Here is a 6,005-nt window from a genome sequence, read left to right as displayed (position 1 = left end):
CGGTGCTGAGGGTGTTGATGGCGTCTCGCTGGAGGCGGAGTCGGACGTGTAATGGTGACGTCGGGTATTGGAACTGTCTGAATGCCCTGGTCACAGCGGAAACTGCAGTGCGTTGAGACGGCGGTCCCGGCAGGATGTGGGCATGGTTGCTGCTGCCCCTTTGGACGTTCCGCGCTTGGCTGCTGGTGACAGGTTCGTGCTCCGTGCCTGGGATTTTGGAGATCTGCCTCTCGTCCGGGAGGCGTCGAGCGACGACTACATCCCGTTGATCACGACGGTTCCCTCGGCGTACTCGGAGGCGGCGGGCGAAGCGTTTGTCCAGCGGCAGTGGGAGCGGGCGTCTACTGGTAGCGGGTATCCGTTCGTGATCGTGCGGGTTGAGGACGGGCGCCCGCTGGGGATGGTCGGTCTCTGGTTGAGGGACCAGGGTGAGGGTCGTACGTCGCTGGGGTATTGGCTTGCCGGGTCGGCCCGTGGTCAGGGAATTGCGGCGGAAGCCCTCCGGGCGGTTGCCCGCTGGGCCCTCGATGACCTGCAGATTCCCCGTCTTCAGCTGCATGTCGAGCCATGGAACGTGGCGTCACAGCGGACGGCTGAGCGTGTCGGCTTTCAGCGGGAGGGGCTGCTTCGCAGTTGGCAGCAGGTGGGCGAGGAGCGTCGGGACATGATCATGTATTCGATGCTGGGTGTTGATCTGTCCTCACCGGCCGCTGGCTGATGTCGGCGGCGTAGGTGGCCCAGTCGCCTGCGGAGAGTCGTTGCCAGGCGACGGCGACGTCGGTGTGGATGCCCAGGGTGCGGGCGAGGATCGCGGCGGGGATCTCGGTGGCGAGCTGGAAGAGTGCGGTGTTGCGGGCCTGGTTGGGGCGGATGCCGAGGTTGTTGAGGCGTTGTGTCAGTTGTGTGGTGCTGATCGGTCGTCCGGGCTGGCCGCCGGGGAAGAGCCATGGAGACGGTGCCAGGGCGCCGATGGTCGCGTGTCCTTTGCGGTTCGCGGCGACGGTGCGGACCAGTTGGGCGACGGGCTCGGGTAGCTGAACGGGTGCGTTGCCGAGGCGGAGACGTACGTTCTGAGCGCCGATCTCGACGTCTTCTGTGGTCAACCGGTGGATCGCCGATGCTCCTTGGGCGTAGAGGAGGAGAAGCAGTCCGGCGAGGCGGTCTTCGGGCTTGAGGGTGTCGTCGTGCAGAAGTCGACGTGCGACGTTCCAGCGCTGTTCGTCGTTGAGTGGCTGTGTGGGGCCGTTCCAGCGGACGGCGGGGACGTGGACGGTGGTGAGCTTGTTGGTGCGGGCCCAGCGGATGAAGTGTCCGGCCGTGTGGCGGTAGGTGGCCAAGTCGTCGGTGAGCCACCGGTCGAGGTCGGCCTGTCGGCAGGTGGCCAGGGTGAGGTCGTGGGCTGTCAGCCAGTTCAGGAAGGCGACGGCCGCGTGGGTGCGTTGCCGTGCGGAGGCGAATTGCTGCGGGGTGATGGGGCGGCCGTTGTTGCGTCGGCGAAGCCGCCGGAGCAGGTGCCAGGTCGTGTACGGGTGCAGGACTTTGCGTTGTTCGGGGTCCGGCTGGGATGCGAGGAGGCCGGTGAGGAAGCGTTCGAGGCGGACCATGTACTCGTCGCGCTCGGGCAGGGCGCCGACGCCGACGAGGACTTGGCGGAGGTGGGCGAGGGGCGGGCTGTCGGGCAGTTCGTCGAGTGCCTCGTGGGTCAGGGCTCGTCGGCCGGCCGCGAGGTCGGACAGGACCGGGGAGACGGACGGCTTGTTCAGCCACCGCCTGGCGGTGGTGGGGTGCTCGGTGGTGGCGATGTTGTGCCGCAGGGCTTCGAGGCCGGGGTGAAGGGCGTCGGAGGGGGGACCCAACAGCTCGTCCAGGCGCCGGTTGATGAGGCAGCGTGCGCACTCGCCGGGGTGCGGGTAGTCGGGGTCGGTGCAGGTGGGACAGGTGTGCCAGACCTCAGGGGCGGTGCAGTCAGCGCAAAGGGGCTGGTCGAGGGTGCCGGATACGACCGCCGCGACACTTCCGCAGACCGAGCACGAGGCTGAGCGGCGCTGGCAGCCCGGGCACCACGGCCGGCCCGTGGTGCGGGAAGTGCCGCAGGGCTTGGCCTCGCCGCAGATGCTGCAGGTCGCGGTCGGCAGGGAGGGGCAGATGAAGCAGAGCGGACCGTCCGGCGTTCGGATGTTCACGACCTTTCGTCTGCCGCAGCTGATGCAGGTCTCCAGGTTCGCCGGGTCGTTGACCAGGCAGTTCGAACACAGTGGTCGGCCATGGACGTCGCGGGTGGCCGGCTCCCGGCGGGCTTGGCAGCCTGAGCATTCCTCGATGCGGGAGTGGGCGATGCAGGTGCGGCAGACCCGCTGTCCGTTAAGGGGTTTGTCGATGCGTACGACTCTGCCGCAGCGGGGGCAGGACGGCCGGACGATCCTGGCGACGCCGGCCGCGTGCAGCAGGTCGATCAGCCGGAGGATCGCGGGGCGGGGTGCGAGGTGGCCTTCTCCGGTCAGCAGGGCGGGGTCGGCTTCGAGAGCCCAGGCGAGCTTCTGCTGGCAGGAGGGGCGGGGCGCCGACCGGCGCACCGCATCGGCGATCACTTCCCGCCCTGCCTGCGGGTCCAGTTCGGCGATCACGGCGCCGATCACCGCGATGGGGTCGCGTCCGTCGGTGTCCGGGCACTTTCCGCATCGCGGCCGCCCGGCCCGGTCGCGTGAAGCGACCCGGCGGGTGTTTCCGCAGGCAGCACACAGCTCGGGCCGCAGTCCGCAGTTCCAGCAGTACCAGTCCTGGCCGCGGCGCTGGAGCGTTCGCAGCTGTCGGCCGCACTCGGCGCAACACGGCGGCGAGACGGCCTGGGCTCCGGCCTCACGCAGGGCGATGAGCAGGTCGCCGACGGCCCTGGGTGCCGGAGAGCGTCCGTCGCTCAACACGCCGGGATGCGCGGCCAGATGCGCCGCGAGGCTGCGTGACTTCGCGCGGCCGCCCGCGACGCCGGTGACCACGGCCCGGATCCGGTCAGGCTCCAGTCGGTGTTCGACGGCCGAGACCAGGTCCACGATCAGCCCGATCGGGTCGCAGACGGCCCGCTCGGGCTGATCGGGTGCGGTCATGGCCGCTCGACACTGTTGATGCGGGCCCGCTTGGGCCGCAGGTCACCAACACCGGTCTCGGCGCCAACGGCCTTCTTCGGCCGGGTGGTTGTTCCGGCTGCGGCCACGGGCTCGATGAGGTCGTCCATGGTGCAGTCGAGGATGTCGAGCAGGGCCATGAGGATCTTCAGGCTGAGCCGTTCGGGGCGCTCGACGACGAGCCGGTAGACCTGGCTGGAGGACAGGGTGATGCCGCGTTCGTCCAGCAGCGGGATGAGGTCGGTGGTGGAGAACAGGCCGCGGTCGGCCATGACCTTGCGCAGGTGCCATTGGTAGTCGAGCTTGGCGGCCATCAGCGGTCCTTGTCTGCGGAGGTCGGGGCGAGTGCGGGCGCGAGTGCCTTGTGGAGCATGGTGTTCATGAAGTCGTCGCTGACGTGGGTGTAGATGGCGGTGGAGCTGTCATTCTCGTGACCGATTTGCTGCTGAAGGAACCGCCGGTCGACCCCGTCCTCGGTGAGGTGGGTGACGTAGGCGTGGCGAGCGGAGTGGACGGTCAGCTCCTTCGGGAGCTTCAGGGCGTCGCGGTAGGCGACGAACCGGGCGTTGATCTCCGCCGGCTTGATGCGGCCGCCCCGCTCGGTCACCCACAACGCGGGGTGGTCCTCGCAGCCGAACCGGGGACGTACGTTCTCCACGTAGTCGGCGACCGCTTCCACCGCCCAGTCCATGACCGACAGCACGTTCCGGCGCCGGGGTGGCTGGCCTTTCTTGGCCTTGCCGTAGCGGACGTTGAGTGTGCCGTACCGGCCGAACTGCGGAGCCTTCGGGTTCCGCCCGAAGTCGACCGCGTCCAGCTTGGACGTCTCGGTCCGGCGCAGCCCCCACCCGTAGATGACCTTGAAGAGGGTGGCGTCGCGGTAGGCGGCGAGGGCTCCCTTGCGCTTGGCCCGGACCGCCCGTTCGACCTGGTCGTCGGCATAGTCGAGGAAGCGCTGGATCTCCTCGCGGGTGAACGGCCTCGCCTCGGGGCGGCCCTCGTAGTCGTTGAGGTGGGCGATGGTGTTCCACTCGTGGCAGATGGCCACCGGGTGGGTGCCGAAGGCGTCCTCGCAGGCCACCGCCCAGCCGTAACGGCCGTCGATCAGGAACTCGCTGAACAGGCGCAGGCTGCCCTGGTAGCTGCGGATCGTGGACGGCGCGAGGTGCTTCTCGCTGGTCAGCCACAGCGACCACTCATCCACGTGGCCGGGCGTCCAGGCCCACGGGTATTCGTTGGTGTGCTCCAGAAACCGGCGTATGAGCCGTTCCCGGGCGGTGACCGTGTCCTCGCGAAGCCCGCGGGCGGCCTGCTGGGCCCGCCAGCCCCGCAGCATCGCCTCGACCATCGCGTCCTGCGGACGCAGCTGGACCACCCCGGAGACCAGCTCCAGATGAGCCGCCCCAGCCAGGTCGGCACGTCGCTGAAGACCCACTTCCACCCTCCCTTCCGGAGGGCAAATCTTGCATCAGATGGGATCTGATCACCAAACTCCCAGCTCAGGCCGCCAAGCTGCAGGAAGATGGAGCCCTCCCCGGATGCTGCCATGACCTCGCGACCTGCAGCTTCTCGCCCGTCTGATGCAATTCCCGAGGGTTGGCGTAGACGGTGGCGGTGACGCCGATGTGGGCGTGGCCGAGGAGTTCCTTGATCACGACGAGTTCGACGCCCTGTTCCAGGAGCAGGGTGGCGGTCGAGTGGCGGAGGTCGTGGAAGCGGATGCGGCGGAGGCTGGCCTTGCTGAGGAGTGTGGTGAAGGTGCGGGTGAGGTTGGTCGGGTCGATCGGCCTGCCCTGGGGCGTGGTGAAGACGTGCCCGTTGTGCTGCCACGTGGTGCCTGCTGCCTCGCGCTCACGCTGCTGCTGTTCGTGGTGGTGCTTCAGCGACTGGATGCAGCGGGTGGGGAGGGCGATGCGGCGTTCAGAGGCCCGGGTCTTGGTGGGCAGTGTGGTGAGCCCGCCTGCGCTGGTGCGCTGAAGGGTGCGGCGGATTGCGGCGGTGCCCGAGCCGAGGTCGAGGTCTTTCCAGTGCAGGCCGAGGAGTTCGCCCTTGCGGAGTCCGGTGTGGAGGGCGAGTTCGAACAGCGCGTGCAGCCGATGCCCCTGGGCCGTGGTGAGGAGTCGGCGGGCTTCGTCGGTGGTGAGGGGTTCGAAGCGTCGGGGCCGTGGGGTGCCGGTGCGGACGTTGCGGGCGACGTTGCGTGGGATCTCTTCCTCGCGGACGGCGTGCTCCAGGGCGGACTTGAGTACGGAGTGGATGTACGTCAGTGTCAGTGGGGAGAGCCGCTTGGAGCAGCATGCTCCGGCGGCGCAGCAGCGGGGCTGGTCGCGGTCGGCGTCGATGCCGCGTGCGCAGCACTGGCAGGTGGTGCGGAGCTGGTTGAGCCAGGTGCGGACGTCCTTGGCGGTGATCTTGGTGAGCCTCTTCTTGCCCAGGCCGGGGGTCAGGTACTGGTCGACGCAGGCGGCGTATCGCGTGTGGGTGTTCTCGCGGAGGTGGTGGACGGCGACGTTCTCCAGCCAGTACGTCAGGTACGCGGCCACGCTGCCCTGAGCGGAGGGGACGGGGAGGCCGCGGTTGCTGGCGGCGACCTTCTCGGTGAGCTTGGCCAGAGCTTCCTTGCGGGTGGTGCCGTATACGCGGATGCGCTTGCGGGTGTTGCCGGGGGCGAGGACGTATCCGGCGGCTTCCCAGCGGCTGTCCTTGCGCTGGTAGACGGTCCCGTCGCCGTTGGCGCGCACACGGCGGGAGGCGGGGGTGTCGCGGGGCGTGGTCATCAGGCGGCGGCTTCCTGTTCGAGTCGGGTGGTGATGAGGGAGTCGAGCGCGGGGGCGGGGATGCGGCGGGCGCGGCCGAGGGTGATGGAGGGGAGTTGCCGGGTGCGGA

5 protein-coding genes and 1 pseudogene are annotated in these 6,005 nt (G+C 69.0%); 1 reads left to right on the top strand and 5 read right to left on the bottom strand.

The window, feature by feature from the left end:
• The first annotated feature begins 142 nt into the window (after positions 1–142).
• A complete protein-coding gene (locus tag GFH49_RS33880; RefSeq protein WP_155059890.1) occupies positions 143–718 on the top strand; it encodes a GNAT family N-acetyltransferase in 576 nt (191 codons plus the stop codon).
• Here the strand turns inward: GFH49_RS33880 and GFH49_RS33875 are convergent.
• The 5 genes and pseudogenes from GFH49_RS33875 to GFH49_RS33855 all read right to left on the bottom strand — a co-directional run.
• Positions 669–3,101: a site-specific integrase gene (locus tag GFH49_RS33875; protein WP_155059889.1), complete on the bottom strand. Its 2,433-nt coding sequence runs from the start codon at positions 3,099–3,101 to the stop codon at positions 669–671. The genes GFH49_RS33880 and GFH49_RS33875 overlap by 50 nt on opposite strands.
• Complete coding sequence (locus GFH49_RS33870; RefSeq protein WP_196218211.1) at positions 3,098–3,433, bottom strand: helix-turn-helix domain-containing protein; 336 nt, start codon at positions 3,431–3,433, stop codon at positions 3,098–3,100. Before GFH49_RS33870 ends, GFH49_RS33875 begins: the two co-directional genes overlap by 4 nt.
• Positions 3,433–4,554: a tyrosine-type recombinase/integrase gene (locus tag GFH49_RS33865; protein WP_155059887.1), complete on the bottom strand. Its 1,122-nt coding sequence runs from the start codon at positions 4,552–4,554 to the stop codon at positions 3,433–3,435. Before GFH49_RS33865 ends, GFH49_RS33870 begins: the two co-directional genes overlap by 1 nt.
• A gap of 64 nt (positions 4,555–4,618) precedes the next feature.
• Entirely contained in the window at positions 4,619–5,896 is a 1,278-nt protein-coding gene (locus tag GFH49_RS33860) for a tyrosine-type recombinase/integrase (RefSeq protein ID WP_230396653.1), read from the bottom strand.
• Positions 5,896–6,005 (bottom strand): annotated as a pseudogene (locus GFH49_RS33855) (helix-turn-helix domain-containing protein); the annotation flags it as partial. The gene GFH49_RS33860 and the pseudogene GFH49_RS33855, both read right to left, overlap by 1 nt.

The organism is Streptomyces blattellae (genome assembly GCF_009709555.1).
GTDB lineage: Bacteria > Actinomycetota > Actinomycetes > Streptomycetales > Streptomycetaceae > Streptomyces > Streptomyces blattellae.
Note: the sequence above shows the minus strand (reverse complement) of the source record. Positions and strands in the feature narration are given on the sequence as shown.